This window comes from Pseudomonas sp. Pc102, from assembly GCF_018408275.1.
Lineage (GTDB): Bacteria > Pseudomonadota > Gammaproteobacteria > Pseudomonadales > Pseudomonadaceae > Metapseudomonas > Metapseudomonas tohonis.
Map to the genome: position 1 here is coordinate 6,493,178 of NZ_AP021905.1, position 24,171 is coordinate 6,517,348.

General features: G+C 70.3%; 1 protein-coding gene (running past one end of the window). It reads right to left on the reverse strand.

Annotation, left to right across the window (positions count from 1 at the left end):
- Positions 1-24,171, reverse strand: the 3' portion of a protein-coding gene (locus tag PHLH3_RS29575) for an Ig-like domain-containing protein (RefSeq protein WP_244863106.1). 16,482 nt of this gene lie beyond the right edge of the window; 24,171 of the gene's 40,653 nt are visible here — the last part of the coding sequence; its start codon lies off the right edge, out of view — the gene reads right to left on this strand; the stop codon is at positions 1-3.

Here is a 24,171-nt window from a genome sequence, read left to right on the forward strand (position 1 = left end):
TCAGCTAGGAACGATATCAATTGGCCATTTCGGCTGGTTCTGGAAGCCCCGGAACTTCACCGAGATCGCCTTCACGCCGATCGGCACCTCACCCAGGCGCTTCACCCGCCCGGTCTTCAGGTCGACGAAGCCGAGGCTGCGGCGCAGCGTGCCGTCCACTTCATCCTCGACCAGCACCATGACGCCGTCCGCCTGGGGCATGTCGTCCATGGAAAGCACTTTCGGGGTGCTGCCGAAGCCGTCGCCGAAGCTCAGCTCGACCAGCTCCGCCAAACCGTTGCTCGGGCTCAGGCGGCTCAGCTTGCAGCCATTGAGCAGCAGGGGTTCACCCTGCCAGTGGGCCAGGCCGGTGCCACAACCGAGGTCCGCCGGAAGGTGGACGAGGTCCTGCAACTCCGGCTGGCCCCAGGGGGTGCGGCGGAGCTGGAGCAGTGCGAGCATTTCCTGGTCATCGATGTTCTCGGACATGAGCAGGTGGGTCATGTTGCCCTGGGCATCGTCGAGCAGCTGTCCGCCGCGGCTCGCCCAGGCGCCCTCCTCCAGCCTCCCCAGGGACGGCAGCTCGTAGGCGTCGTAGCCGAACCCTTCCGAAGAGCCGGGGCTTGCCGTCCACAGTTCGCCGGCGTTGTTCACGTCCAGGCTGACATACCAGCCGTTCAGCTCGCCGGCCGCCGTCATCGGCCCGCTGAAACCGGTCTGCTTCAGGACCCGGCTGGTCTCCACGCCATCGGCGTCTTCCAGGCCGTAGACCTCGAATTCCGGGATCGAGGCCGGGTCGCCGGGGTCGCTGCCCAGGCGCACTTCCATGGCATCGGCGAAACCGTCGCCATCGCTGTCCGGGTTGCTGTCGCTGGAGCCTTGCTGGACTTCGGCGGCGCTGCACAGCAGGTCCAGGTCGTCGTCGCGGCAGGGCGTGAAGTTGACCATGCGCTCGCGGTCCGCGGCGGGGACGCCATGGAGCGCGTTCTCGCCCAGGCCCTGGAGCACACTGGCCATGTCCTGGGGGCCTGTCTCGGCGTTCTCCACCGCCAGGAACGACATCACCACGCGGTGCTCGTTGGCAGGGATCTCGAAGCGGTAGCCGATGCGCCAGCTGTAGTAGGCATCGCTGTAGAGCTCGTCGCTGTTGAGCGACGCACGCCCAGCCTGGTCGGCGAAGACGTGGACCATGGAGATCGGGCCCAGTATGTCGCCCTCCTCTCCCCCGTAGCTCCGCTTGCGCATGCTGAGCCAGCTGTCGTCGGCAGTGAGCTGGTCATCGCCGCTGGACGTCTGCTGGCGGTTGCCCGGCCCCCAGTAGAGCGGGCTCGAGTTGAGGACCGGGGTGATGGTCCTGGCCTGGCCGCTGACGTTGTAGTACCTGTCCAGCACCCGCAGGAATCCACGCCCCGTGGCCGGTGCGTAGTACTCGCGGCTGAGCAGCAGGCCGCCGTCCAGCGCCTTCAGCGGGGAGCGCCAGATCGGCTCGTCGCTCGTGCGGCTGTAGGCATGGGGCTGGGTCTGGATCGGAGCACCCAGCGCCCGCATCGCCGCCGCTGCGGGCGGGCTGCCGAGCCCTCCGAACTCCAGGGCATACTCCACGCCGATGTTGCTGAAGTTATCGGTGCGCGTCAGGCGCACGCGGCCATTCTGTTCGAGGGTCGCGATCAGCCCGGCCTCCATTTCCATGGAAGGGGATTCGGTGCTGCCCAGCAGCATCCGGTCGTCGCCACGGTTCTCGGGATCGGTGCCATCGGCGAACAGCTCGTCACCGTCGCCACGGCCACCGCCATCGCTGTCGTACTTGACCGGCGACAGGCCCAGCTCGATTTCCAGCTTGTCCGGCAGGCCGTCGCCATCGCCGTCCAGCATGCGCGGGTGGGTGCCCAGGCGGAACTCCTCGACGTTGCTCAGGCCGTCACCGTCTTCGTCACCGTCCGGGCTGGTGCCATCCATGCCGTATTCGATCTCGAAGGGGTCGTCCATGCCGTCGTCGTCGCTGTCGCGCTTGTCCGGCCGGGTGCCGTACTGGCGCACTTCCTGATAGTCGGTGAGGCCGTCGCCATCGGTGTCCGCCTTGCTCGGGTCGGCCTGGTTGTCCAGCTCTTCGCCGTCGTTCAGCCAATCACCATCGCTGTCCACACGGGTCGGGTCGGTGTGGTGCAGGCGTACCTCGTCGGCATCGGTAAGGCCGTCGCCATCGGTGTCGTTGCTGTAGGGGTTGGTGCCGTGCTCCTGTTCCTCCAGGTTGCTCAGGCCGTCGTCGTCCCAGTCTTCGCCCGCCGCTTCCGGGTTGGCTTCCAGCGGGGCCGGGCCGTAGTTCAGCTCGAAGCGGTCGTTCAGGCCGTCGCCATCGCTGTCCACCGCATCGGTACGGGTGCCCAGCAGCGTCTCGCGGATGTCCGACAGGCCGTCGCCATCGGTGTCCAGGTGGCCCGGCAGGCGGTCGAGCTCCATCCGGTAGTTGCCTTCGGCCGTGGGCACGTAGGTGACGGTGTAGCCGTGCAGGTCGAAGTTGCAGTAGCCGCCCTGCTCGATGGCGTAGTCCGGGTAGACCAGGCGACCGTCGACGTCCGGCAGGTGCTGCGAGTCCACCGCGCCATACCAGTAGCCATGGGCGAAGCGCGTGCGAACCCGCAGGCCGCAATGCCAGCCGTCGAACGGCACCTTGTAGTAGCGGTTCTCGATGCGGCCGTCACGGTGGATCACGGTCTGCACGTCCACCCGATCATCGCTGGTGACGCCTTCGCGGCCCCAATCGCTCCAGGTCAGTACCAGGCGATCCGGCAGCGTGGCCAGGTGGAAGGCCTGGGTGCCCTGGGCGTTCTCCACCAGGCGCTGCAGCGGGATGTTCTGGATGCTGCCACCGATCTCGACCTGCTGTTCGCGCACGTTGATCGACAGTGACTTGTCGGCGAAGGCGAAGTCCGCCGGCAGTTGCAGGTTGATGTAGGGCTCGTCGTTACGCTCGCCGAGATCGCCGCTCAGCGGCTCGACGTAGTTGTCCTCGCCACCCAGCATTACGTCACCGGCGTCGTAAGGCCCGTCGATGTTCAGCTGCACGGCCTGTTCGGCACGCACCGGGTAGCCCAGCACCTCCTTGTCGACCTTGACCAGCCACTGGGCATTGTCACGGCGGTCGATGCCCTCGAAGAGGTAGCGGCCATCGGCGCCCGTGGTCACTGTGCTGGAATCGTCCAGCAGGCGCGCCATGAACGACGGCACTTCGCCGCCCTGGTCCTGGTTGCGGGCCAGGCTGACCTGGACATCCGCCAGCGGCACGCCCAGCTCGTTGACCACGCGACCGGCGATGCTGCTCGGCGGTACCGCCACCACCTCGATCTCCAGGGTCTGGCGACCGACGTTGTGGTTGCTGTCGGTGGCGCGGACCTCGAAGCGCACGGTGCCCTCGCCCGGCAGGGTCAGTTGCTGCTGGTGCTGGCCGGCGCCGTTGAACACGGCCTGCTGCTCGCCGTCCATCAGCAGCTCGACTTCACCGACGATGCCGGCGTCCTGCACGTCGAAGGTCAGGGTGATCGGGTCGCCCGGGTAGAACGGACCTTCGCTGTGGGCGATGGTCACAGTGGGCGCCTGGGTGTCGGCTACGGTCGGCTCGGGGTCGCGGCCATCCGGGATGCCGTCGCCATCGACGTCCGGGTTCTCCGGGTCGAGGCCCAGCGGTACTTCATCGGCGTCCGGCATGCCGTCGCCATCGGAGTCCACCAGGCCACTGAGGTTGACCAGGTCGCGCACCTCTTCACGGGTCAGGCCGACGTCCACGAAGCTTTCCGAGGCCAGCTCGCGCAGCACGCGTTCGGCTTCGCTGCGGTTGTAGTGCTGCACGGCGTAGTGCATCAGCACTTGGCGGCTATGGGGCTTGAGCGTCAGGTTGTACGCCACGGAGTAGACGTCACCGCTGAGGCTGACCGAGCTCGGGCGTACCCGCGAATTGGCGCTGCCGAACATCAGGCCCACGGCCGGGTCGCCGCCGCCGTTGCTGCCGTCGTCGGTCAGCAGCCAGTTGTCGGCGGTGGTGAAGGCCTGGTCGCCGCTGGACGTGGCGATGGTGTAGGTGCCGCCATCGGAGCCCAGGTTGCCGCTGATCCGCACCGGAATGGTCATTTCCTGATCGCTGGTGTTCTCGATCCGCTCGATGAAGCGCGCGTAGTTGCCGTTGTCCGGCACGTAGACGGTGCGGCTGACCTTGAAGATGCCGTTCACCAGCTGCGTGGGCGCCAGCGTCACTTCGCGGCCGGCCAGGCGCAGCAGCCCCTGGTTGACGCCGGGGAAGCCCTGCCCGTTGACGGTCAGGGACTGGCCGCCGTCGTAGGCGTCGCTGGTGCCGTCGCTGATCCCGCCGTCGGACTGGATATCCCAGCGGTAACCATTGCCGAAGAGGTTGTAGCCGAGGCCGGTGCTGCCCTCGTAGCTCAGCTGCGACTCGGCGATGGGGTCACGCACCAGGCGGCCCTGTGCCTTGAGCACCAGCGGCTCGACATGCACGTCTTCCGAGTCGACCGGCACCGGCGCACTGACCAGGGCAGTCATCGGCTGCTTGCCGAACAGCGCGCTGGCTTCGACCTGCAGGACCGTATCGATGGTCAGCACCTGCAACTGGTAATGGCCGGTCTCGTCGGTGGTGGCCTGGACACCCTTGACCTGTACCAACGCGCCGGCGACACCCTTGCCGAGGACATCCTGCACCTGGCCGGAGACCTGCAGCTCGGGCACGGTGGCGATCGCCACGGTCAGGTCCGCGGTGCGCACGTTGCCGTTGCTGTCGGTCGCGCGGACCTGCAGCAGGGTGCTGTCCTGGTTGGGCAGGATCACGGTGAAGGTCTGGCTGCCGCCGCTGGTGCGGGTCTCGCGCAGCAGGCCGTCCTGCAGCAGCTCGACCTTGGCCACCAGGCCGTTGTCGCTGATCAGCGCGGTCAGGTCCAGGGAGTCGCCGCCATAGCGACGCGCCGGCTCCAGGGGCTGGAAGGTGACGTTCGGCGCGGTGGCGTCCGGCACCAGCGGCTCGCTGTCCTTGCCATCGGGGATACCGTCATGGTCGCTGTCCGGGTTGGCCGGGTCGGTGCCCAGGCGCGCTTCGTCGGCGTCGCTCAGGCCGTCTTCGTCCTGGTCGTAGAAGGCGAAGAAGTTCACCACCTTGCCGGCCAGGGTCGGGTCGAGGTTGTCCAGGCCCAGGCCCTTGAGGCTGCGCAGGCGGGCGCCGGTCTGCATGGCGGCATCGGCCGAGCCTTCCAGGGTGGAGAAGTGCATGACCACGCGGCGTTCGCCCGCCGGGATGCGCACCTGGTACTCCGCCAGCCATTGACGGCCGTTGCGGCTGACCAGGCTGGTGCCCTGGCGACGGTTGGCGTTGCCGCCCAGCACCTGCAGCAGCACCGGACGGGTCGGCGTGGCGGTGTCGCGCAGCGCCAGGTAGTCGTCGGCGAGGGTCAGCTGGTCGTCGCCACTGCTGGTGACGATGGCGGTCTGGGCATCGTTGGCGCCGTAGTAGGACTGCAGGCGCAGGGTGACCACCTGCTCGGTGCCGCTCGGGTTGTCGAGGATCTCCAGGTAGCGGGCATAGGCACCGCCGACGCTGGGCACCAGTACGCGGCGGCTGACCACCAGGTTGCCCATGCGGCGCCCTTCGTAGTGGTACTCACGGCCGTTGGCGCTGCTGGTGGCATGGTTGTAGGAGTAGCCATAGCGGTTGCCGTTGACGAACAGCAGGTTGGCCCAGTAGCTCGAGTCCACGGCAGAACCTGTGGTCGAGTGCAGCTCGCCACCGTAATAGAAGTTCCAGTCGCGGTTGTTCTCGTCCTTGGCGGTGCGGTAGCCATTGATGTTCGCGCGGTCGTCGACGGCCACCTTGGGATCGGTGCCATCGACGAAGCGTTCGTTGATGTCGCGGCGGCCACCGTTGTCGCCATCGGCCTTGAGCGGGTCGCTTGGCGGCGTGCCCAGCACTTCCCAGCCGTCCAGCAGCTCGTCGCCGTCGGTGTCGACGTTGCGCGGCGAGGTGCCGGCCTGGAATTCGGCCAGGTTGCTCAGGCCGTCGCCGTCGGTGTCGTCCTGGGCGCCGACGTTGAGCAGGTTGTTGTCCACCTCGTACTTGTCGGGCAGGCCGTCGTCGTCGCTGTCCGCCTTGAGCGGATCGGTGCCGTGGTTGTTGATCTCGGCGTAGTCGCTCAGGCCGTCGCCATCGGTGTCGGCCAGGTCCGGACGGGTACCACGGGCGATCTCGTCCGGATCGAGGATGCGGTCCAGGTCGGTGTCGCGGGTCAGCGGGCTGGAATGATGCACCAGCACCTCGGCGCCGTCGGTGAGCCCGTCGCCGTCGGTATCGGCCAGGCGCGGGTGGCTGCCGGCTTCCTGCTCCTGAAGGTTGGTCAGGCCATCGCCGTCGCTGTCCTCGGACGCCTCGCCATCGGCCTGCCTGGCATCGAAGCCATAGCGCTGCTCGAAGCCATCGCGCAGGCCGTCACCGTCGCTGTCTGCCTTGAGCGGGTCGAGGCCCAGCAGGTATTCGAGGGCATCGGCCAGGCCGTCGCCGTCACTGTCCGCCTGGGTGGTCCAGTTGACGATGCCACGCTGTTCTTCGAGCGTCAGGTTCGGCTCCTGCACATCTCGGCTGGCCAGTTGCTCCAGGGTGCTGCGCACGCGCTCGCGGCTGGCGTCCTGCACGAGGTACTGCACCAGCACCTGGCGGCTGCGCGGCGCCAGGGTGACCTGGTAGTTGGCGCGGTACTCGTTGCCGTTGCGCCAGGTGGAAACCGGGCGCAGGGGCGCATCCGGGCTGCCCAGCACCACGCCGGCGGCGTACAGGCCGCCTTCCGGCGCCGCGTCATCGGTCAGCAGGTAGCTGTCTTCCGGGTCGAAGCCCGCGTCGCCGGACGAGGTCTGTACCACCGGGCGGGTCGCGTAGAAGTTGCCGTACACATAGAAAGGCACGGTCACCGGCTGGTCGCTGGGGTTCTCCAGCACGCTGATGAAGCGGGCGTAGTTCTGGTCCGCCGGCACATAGGCCTTGCGGCTGACCATGACATTGCCGAGCTGCTTGGCCGGGTAGATCAGCTCGCGCCCATCCAGGCGGGTGCGATAGGTGCTGCTGCTGTAGTTGGTGCCATTGACCACCAGGTACTGGGCACCGCTGAAGGTCCAGTTGGAGGCGTAGGTGCCGTTGTCGATGCCGCCGTAGCTGTTGAAGTCCCAGCGGACGTTATTGTTCACCTGGCGGTTGTAGGAGGTGCTTTCCTCGGCGGCGGCCACATGGCGCTCTTGGATCGGTTCGAACGCCGTGCGGCCGTGTGCGGCCAGAACCAGGTCGCCGATATCCGAGCTGCCGCCACGGGCCAGTTCGAACACCTCGCTGGCAGCGGAGACCAGCTGGTTGCCGAAGCGCGCCTCGGCCTTGACCCGTGGCTCCAGGGCCAGGGTGGACGCGGACAGGGTGAAGCGGCCCTGGCTGTCGCTGGCCACGGTGGCCGAGGACGGCATCGGGCCGGTGCCATTGCTGAAGGCCACTTCGTCCACCAGCGTCCAGGGACCGTTGGCGCGGAAGCTGACACGGACGTAGCGGCTGTTGATGTTCAGCCCGGACAGAGTCAGTTGGGCATGGGCGTCGAGGGACATCCGATCGCGGTTGTTGGCATTGCTCGGGGCGGTGTTCAGCGTGCCGACCGGCACCCAGTCGTTGCCCACTTTCTGCAGCACGTCGAAGGACGGCAGCACGTAGTCCGACAGGGTGTTCTGGGTGGTGCCGACCTGGAGGCTGGTGAGGCTGACCACGCGGCCGAAGTCGAAGTCGACGTTCATGGTGCGGTCGTTCCAGCCCAGCCACTCGTAGGCGTTGCCCGCGCCCAGGTTGGTCGCGTAACCGGCCGCGCCGAGCTGGCCATCGATCAGTTGGCGGTTGTATTCGTCGCCATAGCAGTAGTGCCAGCAGTCCAGGCCCTGGTCCAGGGTGTAGGAAACCGGCTTGATGCGGGCGGCTTCGTAGCCGTCGACCAGGGTCACCTGGGCGCCTTCCACGGCGCGGCCGTTACCATCCAGCACGCGGCCGGTGACCTGGGTGCCGGCGTCGTCCACCAGGCTCAGGCGGCGCACGCCGCTGCGGCTTTCGTTGCCGTTGGTGTCACGGGCGCTGGCTTCGATATCCAGCTGCGCGCCCACGGCCGGCACGCGGATCACATGCTGGTAGGGCGCGCGGTCATAGGTGGCCACGGCCACGCCGTTGACATAGAAGGTCACGCTCGCCACGCGGCCGTCGTCGCTGGCATCGGCGCGCAGGCGCAATTGCTGGCCGTGGGCCAGGCTGACCCCCGCCGCAGGCGACACCAGGCTCACGCTCGGTGCCTGGGTGTCCTTCTCGGTGGGTGCGCTGTCCTCGCCGTCGAGCAGGCCGTCCTTGTCCATGTCCGCGTCCAGCGGGTTCAGGCCACGGGTCACTTCCACGCCATCGGACAGGCCGTCGCCGTCGGTGTCCGCCACCTTCGGATTGGTGAGGGTCTCCAGCAGCTCCTGCTTGTTGCTCAGGCCGTCGCCATCGTAGTCCTGACCGGCGTCCTGGGCGTTGCGCGGGTTGAGGATGTCGGCATAGGGGCCCTTCAGCTCGATGAAGTCGGACAGGCCGTCGCCGTCGGTATCCGCCAGGTCCGGGCGGGTGCCGTAGCTGTTGATCTCGTCGTAGTCGGAAATGCCGTCGTCATCGCTGTCGGCCTTGCGCGGGTTGGACTTGTACTGCACTTCCTGGGCATCGAGCACGCGGTCGTAGTCGACGTCCTCGCTCAGCGGGTCGCTGTTGTGCTGGTTGACCTCGGCGCCATCGGTCAGCCCGTCCTCGTCGCTGTCGGCATGGCGCGGGTGGGTGCCCAGCTCCTGTTCGCGCAGGTTGCTCAGGCCGTCGCCATCGCTGTCCAGGTTCTGCTCGCCGGCCACCAGCGGGTTGAAGCCGTACTTGACCTCGAAGCCGTCCAGCAGGCCGTCGCCATCGCGGTCGGCGATGAAGGCGCTGGTGCCGTTGCCATATTCGTAGACGTCCTTGAGGCCGTCGTTGTCGCTGTCCTTGAGGGTCAGCTCGTGCATCATCACCAGGATGCCCGGGTGGTAGACGGTGAACAGCGGGTCGTTGTCGGCCGGGCGGCCCGACTCGGTCGGGGTGAAGCCGAAGTACACCTGGCCGGCGCCATAGGCATAGCGGATGGCCGCCACGCGCTTGTCCGCGCGGGCGTCGGTGAACATCAGCGGCACGGTGCCGGGCGCCAGCTTGTCCAGCGGCATGTAGGCATGGCCAGCATAGTTGCCGTTGCGATAGGGCCACCAGGAGCCGACGCGGCTTTCGCTGGCATCGGACCAGCGCTGCACCGGCGTCAGGCGGACCCAGTTGCCCGTCCACACCGACTCCGCGGGCTGGCCGGGCACGTCCGCCAGCACGGCATTGGAGCTGGTGTTGTAGTTCTCGCTGAACAGCAGCGTGCCGCCGTTCTGGACGAAGGCGAAGACCTTGGCGCGGTTGCTGGAGTAGTTGCTGTTGCCGTAGTAGTCCCGCGAGCTGTCCACCATCAGCATGTCGACTTGCGACAGGTCGAAGCTGGCCAGGTTGCTCACCTGCACCGGCTCGTAGCCGGCCCGCTCGATGATCAGCCGCTGCGAGGGCTGGCCGGCGTTGAAGCGCGCGTTGAAGTAGCCCACCCGCACCTTCGGCTGCTGCAGGGTGATGGTGCCGACGTCGGTGGTGCCGCCCCAGACCGGATCGGTGGGCGCGGAGGTGGCGGTCACCGCCTGGTTGCCCAGCAGGCCGCTGGCGATGACCGAGACCACGCCCGGCGCCACCGGCACGCGGGTGATGACGAAGCTGCCGTCGCCGCCGCTGACCGCGGTCTGGCCGCCGACGTCGAGCTGGGCGCCCACCACCGGCTGGCCGTTGCTGTCGAGCACGCGGCCGATCACGGTGGTCAGCGGGTCCTGCACCAGGGCGAAGGCATGTTCGCCGCTGCTGCCGACGTTGTTGTTGGTGTCGGTGGCGATGATCTCCAGGCGCAGGCTGTCGGCGTCGCTCGGCAGGTTCAGGCTGTAGGTGAAGGGCGCGGCGTTGACCAGCGCGATCTGGGCGCCGTTGAGGCGGAACGCCACCTTGGTGACCCGGCCATTGTCCTGCAGGGTCGGCACCAGGGTCATGCGCAGGCCCTTGATCAGGGTCTGGCCGACCTTCGGAGTGTCCAGGCCCACGCGGGGCGCCTGGGTGTCCTTGACCAGGGGCTCGGCGTCTTCGTCGTCGCGCAGGCCGTCGCCGTCGGTGTCGGCCTTCAGCGGATCGGTGCCCTTCTGGTTGACCTCGACGCCGTCCAGCAGGGTGTCGCCATCGCTGTCCGGGTTGTTGATCAGGGTGCCCAGCTGCGCCTCGCGGGCGTTGCTCAGGCCGTCGTTGTCCTTGTCGGCCAGGCCGTCGGCCGGGTCGCTGGGGTTCAGGCCCATCTGCAGTTCGAGCGGGTCGGGGATGCCGTCGCCGTCGGTGTCCTTCTTCAGCGGCGAGGACGCCGGGATGTTGCTGACCTCGGCACCGTCGGACAGGCCGTCCTCGTCGGTGTCGGCCTTCAGCGGGTCGGTGTGGTGGGTGCGCACTTCGGCGCCGTCGGAGAGGCCGTCGCCGTCGGTGTCGGCCACGCGCAGCTTGGTGCCCAGGGCGGCTTCTTCCAGGTTGCTCAGGCCGTCGCCGTCGAGGTCCTCGGCGCCATCCTCGATGCCGTTGCCGTCGGAGTCGCGCAGCGCCGGGTCGAGGCCCTGGGTTTCCATTTCCAGCTTGTTGCGCAGGCCGTCGCCGTCGAAGTCACCGGCCGGGTCGAAGACCTGCAGTTTCAGGGCGTTGCCCAGCACCACCGGCTTGGCCGGCGTGCCCGGCAGGGTGCCGGTCAGGGTCAGCGGCAGCAGCGCGCCGTCGGCGATCGGCTCATTGGCCGCGCCAAAGAGGGCCGGAACGGTGAGGGTGCGCGTCGGGCCGTAGTACCAGTTGAAGCCCTGGCTGGTGCCGCCCAGTTCGGCGCGGCCGTTGGCGACGTTGTACCAGCTGATGTTGTCGGCCAGGGTCAGCGGGATCTGCACGCTCTGGCCGGCCAGCACCTTGAGCGGGCCGGCGAGGCTGAACAGCGCATGGGGCGCGCACAGCTCGGCGCCCTGCTCGCGGACCTGGTCGTCGCGGGCGACGCCGCGCAGGCCGGAGCCGGTGGTGTCGTAGCGGTAGCAGCGGCCCAGGGCCAGCGCGGGTTGCGCGTCGAAGCTCAGGGTGCGGCCGTCGCTGCTGAGGGTGGCGCTGCCGCCACGGGCCGCGTTGCCCTCGAAGAACTTCAGGGCGTCGCCGCTGGCCAGGCGCACCGGCTCGTCGAAGTCGAAGTAGGCGCGCAGCGCGGTGCCCTGGCGGGCCTCGATCAGGGCGCGGACGACTTCAGGCGGCTGCACGGTGAAGCTGATGCGGAAGCGGCTGGTCAGGTCCAGGTTCGGCAGGGCCTGCACCGGGCCGGCCAGGCTGACGGTGACGTCCTCGAAGGTTTCGTCGCTGATGGCCATCCAGCCCAGCCCGGCGTTCAGCTGCACGGTGGCGCCACCGGCCTTGCCGTCGACCAGGGCGGAGCCGCTGGCCTGGACGTTGACCGCGAGGTTGGCGGGCTTGCCGTCGACCTGGGTGATGGGGTTGCCGAAGCGGTCCTGCAGCATCAGTTGCAGGCGCACGTCCTGCTTGATGCCACGGGTGAGCACCGCGCCGTCGTCCTGCACCCGGCCCTGGTCGTTGAGCAGGCGCAGGTGGCTGGCCACGGCCGGCAGCACGGTGAGGTCGAGGTTGCTGTAGCAGCAGTTGACATTGCCGCGGGCGTCGTAGGTGTAGCGAATGCTATTGCCGTTGCTCGACAGCGGCAGGCTGAACTGGCCGGCCTTCTGGCCGACCTGCAGGTTCAGCCGCGCGCGGCCGTCCTTCACGGTCACCTGCACCCGCTCCACGGTCTGGCCGTTGAGGGTGGTGCTGCCGATCTGGATGCCGGCGCCAGGCTGGGCGTGGTAGTCGGAGGCCGGCAGGGTGAGGATCAGCACGCTGCTCTGGTCGTCGGTCACCGGGTTGAGCACCAGGTCCTGGGACTGGATGTCCAGCGCCACGGTCTCGCCCGCGGCCACCGGCGGCAGGTAGCTGAGCAGCAGGTTGCGGGTCGGGCCGGCGAGCAGGCCGATGGCCGCCTCGGCACGGGCCACCTGGGTGAACTGCGGCAGGTCCGCCCACAGCTGGTAGTCGCCCAGGCTGCGGTCGGCGTTGAAGGTCAGGCTGGCGTAGCCACCGCTGTCGCTGTTGCTGGTGCCGAGGTTTTCCACATAGCCGTCGGCCAGGCGACGCAGGCGCCACTGCACCGGCTGCTCCGGCACCGGGCGCGCGGCGGCGTCGAGCACCTGCACGCGATAGACCGGGCGCTCCTGCACCCGCGCCTGGGCGGGGTTGTCGCTGCCCTGCACGGCCTTGAAGCGCAGCTGGTTCGGCGACTGGGTCAGGGCCACGGCGTATTCGCGGCTGAGGGTCTGCTGGCCGATGCGGTCGGTGAGCTCCACCTGCACGCGGAAGCTGTCGCCCGGCAGCGCGGCCTCGGGCATGCGCAGGTCGCGGCTGTGGCCGTTCCAGTAGGCGCCGTTGCCGCAACGGAAGTTGCCGGTGTCCTCACGCAGGCAGTTGAACAGCTCCTTGCGCTCGCTGCCCACCAGTTGCAGCACGCGCAGGCCCAGGCCGCCGGTGTCGTCCAGGGCGTTGAGGTTGTTCAGCTGCAGGGTGACCAGGCCACCGTAGACGCCACGGGCCGGCAGGCTCACCTGCAGGGCGGCGGCATCCGGCGCGCGGTCGCGGACCACGCGCAGGGCCTGTGCCGGGGATTCGCTGACCTGGCCGCGGCTGTCGGTCAGGCGCACCTTGAACGGCTGGTTGACGCTGCTGGCGACGCGCTCGGTGCGGCGGTCCTGGACGCTGAAGCTGCGGTTCAGGGTGGTGCCGGTGACATCGTAGTGGTCGGTGAAGCCGTTCCACAGCAGGTCGACGCCCTTCAGGCCGACGTCGTCGCGAGCGGCCAGCTGGACGTCGAAGCGACCGCGTTCGATCACCTCGGCCGGCAGGTTCAGGGTGGTGACCTCGGGGAAGGCGTCGTCGATCACGGTGACGCGCAGCTCGGCGCTGGTCACGTTGCCGGCGCGGTCGCGCACCTCGACGTTGTAGACCTGCTCGCCAAGGCTGGTGGCGGCATCCTGGTAGCTCAGCTGGTTCTGGCCGAAGGCCACCGCCACCACCTGGCCGTTGCGCATCAGCGTGGCCTTGTCGAGGGCGCCCTCCTCGTCCGCCATCTGGGCGGTGACGGTGAAGGGGTAGCCGCGCACGGCACGGTTGTTGTCCTTGAACACCGCGCTGCCCTGGTAGCCGAGGCTCACGGTGGGAGCCTTGGTGTCCTGGTGGCGGTAGAAGCGCTTGGCCGCCGACTCGGCGCTGTTGCCGAACACGTCCACCGCGCGGACCTTGAGGTACTGGCCGGAGAAGCTGGCGTCCAGGGCCAGGTTGGCCTGGTAGGGCTGGGCGCTGCGCAGGGCGACGCGCTGCCAGGGTCCGTTGCTGCCGGCGGCGACCAGGAATTCCACCTGGGCCAGGGGCTGCTGGCTACCGCTGACCTGGGCGCTGACGGTCAGCGGCAGGGGCAGCCAGGAATGTTCGTCGGCCACCAGGGCGATGCTGAAGGGGTTGGCCACGCCATCGCCCGGCTCCATGAACAGGTCGCGGGCGCTGCCCTGGCGGATCACCCCGAAGGCGTCCTCGACGCGCAGGCCCAGCGCCAGGGACTGGCCGCCCGGCAGGCTGGCGGGCAGGCGCAGGCTGGTACGGCCGAGGCCCTGGCCGAGGGTGCCGGCCGGCTGGCCGTTGATGCTGAATTCGACGCCGCGCAGGCCGTCTTCCGCCAGGCCAAGGGCCAGCGCCTGGGCCGGTTGCAGGTGGCTGCCGGCCAGGGGTTCCAGCAGCGAGGTGGTGCTGGCGCCGAGGCCGTAGGGCAGCTCATAGACCAGCACGCCCTGGCTGCCGAGGCCGACGGCCAGGCGGTTGTTCTCCACCGCCAGGGCGCTGATGCGCTGGGCGAGACGCAGCTCGCCACCGGCCATGGCCTGGCCGCTGGCCGGGTCCAGGGCCAGCAGGCGCACGCCCTGGGCCTGGGGTTGTTCGATCCACAGCAGGTTGCCGCCCAGGTACAGCTGGGTGACGGTGGCGCCGGCCAGCAGCTCGCTGCGCTGGCCGCTGCGCAGGTCGTAGCGCCAGGCGCGCTCGGCGGAGAGGTAGAACAGCGCATCGCCATCGAAGGCCAGTTGGCGGACCTCGCCACCGAGCTGGGCGCTCAGTTCGCTGACCGGCTGGCGCGCGTCGCTGCGCAGGTCCACCAGGAACACCCGGCCGCTCTGGCTCAGGGCGGCGACGCGGCTGCCGTGGGCCGACAGCTGGCGCAGGCTTTCCTGGGCGGTGACCAGCAGGCTGCGGCGGCTGGCCAGGTTGTCCAGGGCGGCGATCTGCAGGCTGCCGCCGCTGGCCGCCAGCAGTTGGCCACGGGCGATGGCCAGGTCGTTCACCGGGGTCTGGGCGAAGACGGTCTGCGCCGCCAGGGTGGAGCGCGACAGCGCCACCACCTGCTGTTGCTGATCCTGGGCGAGGAACCACAGGTCCCCGGCACTGGCCACCTGGCTGGCGGCCTGGGTGAAGGCCTGGCTCGGGTAGAGCGTGGACTGCCAGGTGCCGGCGTCGTCCTGGCGCAGCAGCTGGGCGCCAAAGTTGTCGGCGGCGACCAGTACCTGGCCGTCGCGCAGGCCCAGGTCTTCCACGCTGCCACGGGTCGGGGTGGCCAGGCTGCGGCTGTCGTGCAACAGGTGGAAGCCCCCGCTGCCGGCCTGCGGACGCAGCACCAGGCCTTCGCTGCCGCCCAGCCAGAGGCGGCCGCCGGTCCACTGGGCCGCGGCCACGGGCGCGTTGCCCAGGCTCCAGTCGGCGATGCGCTGGCGGGTGGCCAGGTCGATCAGTTGCAGGCGGCCGTCGGCCAGCGCCAGCAGTTGCCCCGGCAGGGCGAACAGGCGCTTGGCGGCGGTGCCCAGCTGTACGGAGGTGCCCTTCAGGGCGGCGTCCAGGCGCCACAGGCGGCCGGCGGCATCCGACACCTGCAACTGGTCGCCGCTGCGGGCCATGGCCAGCAGGTTCTCGCCGTTGAAGCTGGCGATGACCTGGCCGCTGGCGGACAGGCGCAGGACCTGGCCGGCGGTGAGCACCAGGAAGCCGTCGTCGCGGGCCAGCAGCTGGCGGACCTCGGCGCCCAGGGTCTGGGTGCCGGTGGCCTTGAGCTGGCCGCCCAGGGCGTCGAACCAATGGAGGTCGCGACCGCTGGCGCCGAGGACGCGCTCGCCCTGCACCGCCAGGTGGTTGATCGGGGCGGCCACGGCCAGGCTGCCGGCGCTGCGCAGGCCGTCCTGCGGGTCCAGCAGGGTCAGGCCGAAGCCCTTGATGCTCAACAGCAGGTAGCGCTGCAGGTTGTCCATGGCGGCGATGGGGCCGTCCAGGCGCTGGCGCAGGCCCTGGGCGTCGTGCAGTTCGGCGCCGCGTGCCAGCCAGTAGCCGCCGACCTGCGGCAGCATCAGGTCGAAGGGCAGCCGCGCGCTTTCGCTCTGCAGGTTCCAGGCGTCCACCACCGGCGCGCTCCAGCGCTGCTCCTGGCGGTTGCCCAGCTCGTCGTCGATCAGGGCGCGCACGCGCAGTTCGCGGATGCCGGCCGGCAGGCGCAGGCCGAGCGTGCCGGCACCGCTGGCGAGCAGGCGGTCGTCCTGGTCCAGGGCTTCCAGGCTCATGCGGAAGCGGCTGGCGTCCACGCCGGAGAGGCTCAGGTCCACGCGGCTGCCGGCGTACAGCAGGCTCGGCAGGCCGGCGAGTTGCGGCTGGGGCAGTTGCTGGGCCGGCGCGACGCGCAGGTTCAGTTGCTGCTCGCTGTAGTGGAAGTCGCCCGGGAAGTAGGCGCGGGCGCGCAGCACATAGCTTTCCTGTACGGCCACCTGGGGCAGGCGCAGGCTGAAGCGGCCCTGCTGGCCGGCGTCGAGGATGCGCTGCACGGACTGGCCGTTGAAGCTCAGCAGTTCGATCTCCACCCAGGCCGGGACGTCGCCCACCTGGTAGGCCAGGGACAGGCTGGAGCCTTCGGCGAACACCTGGTTGTTGCCGGCACCGCTCAGGGTGACGGCGCTGGTGGACGGGTTGGCCTTGGTGAACAGGCCGATCTCGCGGGTGCCGGCCGCATCCTGCCAGGCGTAGCGGGCTTCGCCGCTGGCGGGCAGGCCGATCCAGCTGAAGCGCTGGCGCAGGCCATTGATGCCGGGCTGCACCTGGCCCTCGCGGGACAGGGTGGCGCCACGGCCGTCGCTGCCGGCAGCGAACGCGGCGGCCAGCGGCAGGCGGGCTCCGGCGGCGAGGACGGCGCCCTGGTCGGGCGTCAGTTCGGCGGCGGCATGGGTGGCTGCAGGTACGGCCAGGTCCAGGGCCTGCTCACCGGCGTGGTCCTGCAGCACCAGGCGCAGGCTGGCCGGCGGGTTGGCCAGCAGCCAGGCGCGGCCTTGGGGGAAGGCCTCGCCCAGGTAGACATCCAGTTCGCCCTGGTACCAGAAGGCCTGGGCGGCCAGGGGCTTGTCGGCGCCATCGCGCAGGCTCAGGTCGGCCTGGCCGAGCGCGGCCTCGGCGGCAGCGGGCAAGCCGCCGACCAGGACACCGAAGGGCAGGCGCACGGCCTTGGCGGTCAGTGCGGCAGCCGGTGCGGCGGGCACTTCCAGGGGCTCGACCACCAGGTGCTGCACACCCTCGCGCAGTTGCAGGGACACCAGGCGGCCCGCGCCGAAGGCCAGGTCCTGGCGTTCGCCCGCCAGGGCGCCCAGGCGCTCGCCGTCACGCCAGGCCTGCCAGCTGTCGCCGTGCAGGTCGTCGCTCACCCGCAGCCAGGCCAGTTCGCCGTCGAAGCGGGCACGCTGCACGCGGCCGTCGACAGCCAGCACGGTGGCATCGCCCAGGCGCCAGCCGTCGGCATCCAGCACCGGCGTGTAGCGGGCGGCTTCGGTGGCGGTCCAGGCCAGCAGGCGCTCGCCGTCGAGGGCGAAGCCCAGGCGGCCCGGCAGCGCCAGGCCGGCGTGGCGCACCAGTTGCGGCAGGCGGCTGTCGTCCAGCTGCAGCCATTCCAGGCCCTTGTCGGTCAGCACCAGCAGGCGCTGGCCGTCCAGCTGCACCTGGCGGATCTCGTCGGCGAGGCTCAGGCCCACCAGTTCGGCCATGGCGCCACCGTCGACGGCGTAGCCGCCCAGTTGCTGGCCATGGCGGACGTACAGCAGGTCGCCGCTGCCGCCCAGCAGGGTGCCGGCGATGGGTTGTTCCACGGCGGCCAGCCAGGCGCCGTCCTGCCAGCGCCAGAAGCGCAGGTAGTCCTGGCCGTCGCGGCGGACCTGGGCCGCCAGGCCGGTGCCGGTGAAGGCCAGTTGGCGGACACGGCCGCTGTCGCGGCTTTCCACCAAGCCGTCGAGGGTGCGGATGCGGTAACCGTCGCGCTGGGCGTTCTCGACCCAGGCGGCGCCCTGGGCCAGGCCCGGCAGGCGGGTCAGGTGGCCGGCCTGGTAGCCGGTCTCGATGGGCTCGCGACGGCTTTCGGCCTGCAGGTAGGCCAGCTTGGCCAGGCTGCGGTCCAGTTGTTTCTCGTGGCCGGAACGGTCGCGCAGGGTCGCGGCCAGGCGCAGGCCGGCACCGTCGATGCGGCTGTTCCAGACCTGGCGGCGGTCACCGAAGGCCAGGTGCGCGGCGGCGATGCCGGCATCGGCCGGGTCGAACAGGTCGAGACTCGAATCGCGGCTGAAGTCGGTCATGCCCGCCGGTGGCGGCGCGTCGATCCACAGCTGGGTGCCGGCCAGCAGGGTGCTCGCCGGTTGCAGCAGCAGGGCCACGTCCTGGTCGATGCCGTTGTCGGCATGCAGGTTGAGGATGCGCTGGCTGCGCAGGGTCTGGCCCTGCCAGGTGGCTTCGAGGCGCAGCACCAGCACGCCGTCGGCGGCGACCTGGGGCATGGGCACGGCCAGCTCCACCACCTCGTCGCCGTCGGCGGCGCGGGTCAGGCTGCGCGCCGCCGGGTTGCCCGGGTGCTGCGGGTTGCCGGCGATGTCGAGGTTCAGGGTGGCCTGTTCCAGCTTGCGCATGCGCACCCGCACCGGGATGGTCTCGCCGGCCTGGACGTCGAGGCCGTCGGCCGGGACCAGGAAGCTCAGTTCCGGCGCGCCGCTGCGGCTGTCGTAGGGCTGCAGGGTGACGCTGGCCGGCGCGCTGGCCAGGCCGTTGAGGTCGATGGCGCGGGCCACCACGTGGATCGGCTGGGTGGCGTCGGCGGCGACCGGCAGGCGCAGGCGGCCCGGGTCGGCGAGGCGCTGGCAGGCCTGGGCGTCGGCGAAGGGATCGGCGCTGCGGCTGTCGACGCAGGCTTCGACGCGGTCGATGCCGTAGCGGTCGTAGCTGCGCAGGATGACCTCGGTCACCTCGCCACGGGGCACGAACTCGCCGTCCAGCGGCGCGATGATCGACAGCTGCGGCGGGGTGCGGTCCGGCTGCAGGTCGTAGCCCACCTGGAAGTAGCGGTAGCTTTCCTGGCCGGCCAGGCCGAAGCCCACGCGCAGCTCGGCGGTGATCGGGGTGGCCGTGGTCGGCGCGCCCGGCAGGTCGCGCAGGCGCGGGTGCGGCAGGCTCAGGCTGGCCAGGCCGCTGGCGCGGTCGAAGGTGGCGGCCTGGTAGCGGCCGTCCAGCAGGCGTACCTCGGTGCTGCGCACCAGGTCCAGGTCGCCGCTGATGGCGAAGCGCAGCTCGGCCGGGGTGCTCTCTTCCACCGGGGTCGGCAGGGTGCTGAACGAGGCCAGGCCCAGGTCCGGGGCGCTGATGTCGGCGTCGAAGCGGCGGTCGACGCTGTTGCGGCCGTCGCTGGCGCGCAGCAGCAGGCTGAAGCCCTGGTACTGGCCGTTGAGGTCGAGGCTGAACTCGCCCTTCTGCACCGGCACCCAGTCGGTCTTCCAGGTCTGGCCGCCATCGGCGGACAGGCGATAGGCGAAGGCGATCTTGTCGGCGGCCTGCAGGTTGTCCTGGGCGCTGACCTTGAAGCCGTAGCGGTTGCCGGTCTTCAGGCGCACCGCCGGGCTCAGCGGGCGGCCATCCTGCAGCGCGACCTGCAGGGAGTCGTAGCGCGGCGCCAGGCGGTCTTCGGCCTGGAACACGCCGTTGTAGGCGCCGGCCTTGATCAGCGTGTTGTCGCGGGCCGGGTTGCCGGCGGCGTCGCGGATGCCGGTCAGGGCGATCTGGTAGAGGGCGTTGGCCTCCAGCTGGGCATCGGCGCGCAGGCGCAGCTCCAGGCGCTTGCCCTGGGCGATGAGCGGCTGGAAGCGGGCGCTGACGTCTTCGCTCGGCTGGGCGTGGGTCTCGTAGTCCTTGAACACCTTGATGACGCTGACACCCTGGGCCTGCAGCGGCTCGTCGGCCTCCAGCACCAGCGACTGCGACGCGCCCAGGGCGCTGATCAGGCGCACGCTCGGGGCGGTGTCGTCGATGGCGGTGAGCCACTGGGCCGGGACGCTGTCGACGCGCTCGCCGCTGGATTCGCGCACGACCGAGACCTGGTACTGCCAGCCCGGCTGGCTGGGCGGGGTGACGAAGTTCAGGCCGTCGTCGGCCAGGGTGAAGGCCACGCGGTTGCTGGCGGTGGGCTGGATGCCCTGGCCGGCCGGGTACCAGTGCAGGCTGAGGCCTTCGGACAGGCCCTGGGCGGCGATGTGCACCTGGGTGCCGCCGGCGTCGCTGACCACCGCACCGGCGGCATGGGCGGACTGCACCGCGTCGATGGCCAGCGGGGTGACCACGGCCAGGGCGGTGGGCAGGGTGGCGCGTTCGTCGCCGTAGCGGGCCTGCAGGCTGTAGAGGCCGGCCTGTTCCATCTGCAGGCGGAAGCTCAGCTGGTCGCCGGTCGCGTTGGCCTGCAGCTGGCTGCGGCCGAGCACGCGGTCGCCCACCTGGAGTTCGTCGATCAGGTGCAGCTGGCGGCCACGCAGCACGTAGTCGCGCGGTACGCCGCTGATGCTGCGGTTGGGTTGCAGGCTGTCCAGGCGCACCTGGGCGGCGCCGAAGAAGTCCACGGCATCCACCAGCCACGGCAGGTCGATGTTCACCTCGGCGCCCTGCAGCCAGTCCAGCGGTGCCTGGCTCAGCTGCAGGCGATAGAGACCGGCCGGCTGGAAGCTCGGCTGTTGCACCAGGGCGCGCAGCTCGCGGCCCAGTGCCTGGGAGTCGCTGGCGATGCTCTCGCCGCTGGCCGAGGACAGCGCCAGGCGCGCCTCGCGCCAGGCGTATTCGGCACCGGACAGGCGCAGGCCCACCGGCTCGTCGGCGGCGGCCAGGCTTTCCGGGGCCAGGCCCCAGGCGTTGTTCAGCGGTACGGCGGCGTTGAAGTAGTTGCCGCCGTTGCTCCATTCCAGCAGGTCGCCGTGCAGCTCCAGTTGCCCCAGCGAACCCACCTCGGCGCTGCCGACGGTGATCGCGGCCACTTCACGGGCGACCAGGCGACGCTGGGCGTCCAGGTCGAGGTCGAGCACCTGCAGGCGGCCGTTGTCCAACCAGGCCAGCAGTTCGCCCTGGCTGGTGAGCTTGCCGATGCGGGCGGGGAGTTCCAGCTCGCCGAGCACCGGCTCGCCACGGCCGCGCAGCAGGGCGGCGCGTTGCAGCACCTGCAGCCCGGAGGTGCCTTGCAGGTAGAGACGCGAGCCGTCGAGCCACAGGGACCTGGCGCCGGCCAGGCCGTGGACCTGGGTGGCCAGCAACTGCGACGGGTCGCGGACGTTGCGCACTTCCAGGCGGTCGCCATAGAGCAGGTAGAGGGCGCGGCCATCCAGCGCCAGGTCGACCAGCGTGCCGGCGGCGAGGGTCAGCTCCTTCAGCTCGGGGCCCTGGACCTGGCCGTGGAACACGCGGTTGCCGGACTTGGCCAGCACCAGGTCGCCGGCGATGCGCACCTTGTCGTAGGCGACCTGGCGGCTGTTGGCCAGGGCCGGCAGCGCCTGGGGCGAGTAGAGGTTGGCCAGGTCAAAGACCTGCAGGCGGGTCTTGTCGCCCAGCACCGCGGCGTAGCGATCGCCCAGGGCCAGGTCGACCAGCTCGGCGGCGGCCTGCCACTTGGCCAGCAGTTGCGGCGTGCTGCCGTCGCGCAGGCTGTAGAGCTGCACGTCGCGACCATTGCCGGTGAGCAGCAGGTCGCCCTGGCGGCGGAACTGCTGGACGCTTTGCAGCTGGCGGCGGGCCGGCAGTTCGATGCGCAGGCTGGCGTCGCTGGAAAGATCGCCCGCGAAGCCCTGGTTGCTCACTTCCACCAGCAGCTGGCCGAGGCTGTTCTCCGGCACGGCGAAGCTGATGAGATCGGCGCGTTCCAGGCGGGTCTCGGCGATCTGCCGGCCGTTGACCCGGACCACGGTGGATTCGCCGAAGCCACGGCCCTGCAGGCCGATGATCTCGCCGGCGTTGTAGGTGAAGCGCTTGGCCTGGGCATTGAGGGTGCCGGCCAGGCGGTCGTAGAGGCCGGACTGGTCGATGCGCGGATCGGCCACGTAGGTCAGCGCGGCGCCACGGAAGACTTCCTGGCCGCCCTGCTTCAGGCGCAGGCCCACCGGCAGGTTGCGGTCCGGCGAGGCCACCAGGCCCGGCACGCGGAAGCGCAGCTGGTTGTCGTCGCGATGCAGCACGTCGGCCGCCGGCACGCGCTGGCCGCCCACCTCGATCGCCAGGCCCTCGGCGAAGTTGCGGCCACGCAGGGTGACCTCGGCACCGCCCCGCCAGCTGGCCTGGCGCGGGGAGATGCTGTCGAGCTCCGGCAGTTGCTGGTCGTCGGCGACGAAGCCGAAGCGGTAGTCGTGGCCCAGGGTGCGGCCCTGCTGGTCGCGCAGGGCGGCGCCCAGTTGCACCTGGTACTGCTTGCCGGCCTGCAGCGAGGCCGGGCGCAGCACCAGGCGGCCGACGCCGACCTGGGCCACCTGGGCCGGGACCGGGGTGCCGTCGAGCAGCAACTGCACCAATTGGGCGCCCTGGTCGCGCAGCTGGGCGTTGTCCAGCAGGCGGTTGAACTGCACCTCGATGGCGCCGTCGCGCGGCAGGCGGCCGGACGGCAGCGGCTGCTGGGACAGGATCGCGAGGTTCTGGTAGGCCAGGGTGTTGAGGCTGCCGCCCAGGTAGTTGCCGGCGTCGAGGCTCGGCAGCGGGTTCTCCGCGGGCGCGCCGTCCAGGTAGACGAAGGCGCTGCCGGCGTAGAGGGCCTGGCTGCCCAGGGACAGGCTGTTGACGTTGCCGAGCACGCTGAAGTAGTCGCGCAGGCCGATGCTGGCGCGGGCATCGCCATTCAGCCACGGGGAAATGTCGAACAGCTGCACGTCGCCCTGGCCGCCGGCCACGTAGAGGGTCTGGCCGGCGAGCTGCAGCTGGCCGGCGAACAGGTCGCCACGGCTGACCAGGTAGGTGAGCTTGAGGTCGGCCACCGGGGTGGCGTCATCGCTGCGGTCCAGGTTGAACAGCTGCACGGTAGCGTTCTTGCCGCTGGAGACCAGCAGGCGCTCGGGCGCCACCAGCAGGTCCTCGGGCACGAAGGGGTTGCCGGCCTGGTCGCGGGTGGCGACGCGGCGCACCACGCGGAATTCGCCGCTGGCCAGTTCCAGCTCCACCAGCTGGCGCTGTTGCGGCAGGGTGGCCCAGAGGCTGGCGCCGGCCAGGCGCAGGCGGCCGGGCACGCCGCCCAGCTGCTGCACGCCGATCAGGCCGAGGTCGGTGAGCTTGAGGTCCTGGCCGATGCGGTACTGGCGTACGCCGTCCTTGTAGGCGACGTAGAGCAGGTCGTCGCGGCTGGCCAGGGCGTTGATCTCGCCGGCCATGTCCAGTTCGGCGAGCTTCTCCGGCGCGGCCGGCAGGGTCAGGTCGAACTGCAGCAGCTTGCGGCCGCCGGCGACGAACAGCTGGCGATCGTTGATGGTCAGGTCGACGAAGCCGCGCGGCGACAGGCCGTTGGGCGCTTCGTAGTGGTAGGCCTTGGTCTGGCCGGCGAACTCGCGGGTGACGATCACCGGGTGCACCGGGTCGCTGATGTCGGCCACCAGCAGGCGCGCGGCGTTGCTGGTCAGGGTGGCGACGCGGCCCTGGCTGTCGAGCTTGTCGAAGCTGCCACCGGTGACGGCGTACAGCAGCTGGCTCTCGGCGCCGTCGAGGCGGGCGATGGCGGAGACCGGGCTGGCCATCTCGGCCGGCAGGTTGACCGAGCCGGTGGGGATGCCGGTGTAGAAGTAATCCACCGGCGAGTCGGTCTGTTCGCCCGGGAACAGCTGGCTGGTGGCGGCGACCTTGGCCTTGCCGAAGCTGCCGGCGGGCGCGCGCACTTCGGCGCGGTTGCTGCTGAGGATCTTCAGGTCGCCGGCCAGGGCGCCGGCGAAGCGCACCTGCATGTAGTGGTTGAAGCCACGGCCGTGCAGGGTCACCAGGTTGCCGCCCTGGGGCGGGCCGGTCTGCGGCTGCAGGTCGTCGATCTCGATCTGCGGCAGCACGGTCATGGCGCCCTGGCGCAGGTAGGACAGGCGCTGGTCGATGCGCTCGACCTTCACCGCGAGGCTGGCGCTGATGCCGGCCATCTGCAGGTCCGGCACCTCGACGCGCAGCTGGGTGTCGCTGAGTTCCAGTATCTGCTGCGGCTGCAGGCGGGTTTCGCCCAGCCACACGGCCAGCTGGTCGGGGGCGACGCCGAAGCCGCTGCCCTTGATCACGGCGATCTCGCCACCGGTGGCGTGGAAGTAGTGCAGGCCCGCGACGCCGGCCGCTTCGCGCTGGACCTGGGTGACCTGCGGACGGATGCCGGTGAGGCGCTCCAGCTGCAGCACGAAGGCCTGGCGCAGCGCGTGGCCGGCCAGGTCGGTGAGCGCGGTGCCCACTTCGATGCGCAGCGCGCCCTGGTAGTCGCCCTTGAAGGCGATCTGCACCTGGCCGCCACGCAGGGTGTTGGTGCCGGTCATCTCGAAGGCGCCGGCCGGCAGCGCCTGGCCGCCCTCGCCCAGCACGCGGATGGCCTGGGCCAGGTGCGCCGGGTCGGTGTT